The following is a 1,051-nucleotide window of genomic DNA, read 5'->3' as shown; positions in this document are numbered from 1 at the left end:
CCGCCGAACCGGCTCAAGGCCGCCGAGGAGGCGGCCGGCCAGTTCGCCAGTCAGCTCACGCCGGGCATCAACCTGGGCCTGGTCGGCTTCGCCGGCACGCCATACCTGCTGGTGTCGCCCACCCCGCAGCACCAGGCGACGATCGACGCGCTCAAGAAGCTCGACTTCGCCGACAGCACGGCCACCGGCGAGGCCATCTTCACCGCCCTGCACGCGGTGAGCGCCCTGGCCATCACGGGTGGCGACACCCCGCCCCCGGCCCGCATCGTGCTGCTGTCCGACGGCGCGGAGAACGTGCCGCTGGACGCCAACGCCCCGCAGGGGGCGTTCACCGCCGCCCGGGCCGCCAAGGCCGCGGGCGTGCAGATCTCGACGATCTCCTTCGGGACGCCGTACGGCACCGTCGAGTACGAGGGCGCCACCATCCCGGTTCCCGTAGACGACCAGACGCTGCAGAAGATCTGCGAGATCACCGACGGCCAGGCGTTCCATGCCGACAGCCTGGAGTCGCTGAAGAACGTCTACTCGACCCTGCAGCGCCAGATCGGGTACGAGACCGTCAAGGGCGACGCCAGCCTCGCGTGGATGCTGCTGGGGGCGGTCGCGTTGGCCGGCGCGATCCTGGCCGGCCTGTTCCTGAACCGCCGGCTGCCGTCCTGACGATCAGACCGGCAGCCGCCGGTTGATCAGCAGCGCCAGCGCCGTCGCGATCAATGCGGTGATCACGCCCAGGCGCAGCCACCCGGCGCTGCCCGGCCCGGCCACGGTGCGATAGCCGATGTCCTTCTCGATGGCGTTGTAGCTCTTGTTGAGCTCGGCGATGTTGCTGGCGGTGTAGGACTGCCCGCCGGACAGCTTGGCGATCGTCTTCATCTGGTCCGTCGAAACCGGGACGGCCACGCGCTGCCCGTCCATCTCGATCTCGCCGGTCTTGGTGCCGAACGAGATCGTCGAGATGGGCACCCCCTCGTCCCGGGCCAGCCGCGCCGCCGTGTAGACCCCGTCGTGCGGGTCGCTGGGATTGGACGGCTTGTTCTCCCCGCCGTCGGAC

At 70.2% G+C, this 1,051-nt stretch carries 1 protein-coding gene and 1 pseudogene; one reads left to right on the top strand and one right to left on the bottom strand.

Features of this window, described 5'->3' with window-relative positions; translation table 11 throughout:
- Positions 1 to 660 (top strand): VWA domain-containing protein (locus tag A5704_RS13965; protein WP_067889471.1); only part of this gene is annotated, 660 nt, incomplete at its 5' end.
- 3 nt (positions 661 to 663) lie between these two features.
- On the opposite strand, the pseudogene A5704_RS13960 reads toward A5704_RS13965, so the two are convergent.
- A pseudogene (locus A5704_RS13960) lies at positions 664 to 1,051 on the bottom strand (hypothetical protein); the annotation flags it as partial.

The organism is Mycobacterium sp. E735, assembly GCF_001666955.1.
Lineage (GTDB): Bacteria > Actinomycetota > Actinomycetes > Mycobacteriales > Mycobacteriaceae > Mycobacterium.
The sequence above is the reverse complement of the archived record's forward strand: the minus strand, read 5'-3'. Positions and strand labels throughout refer to the sequence as shown.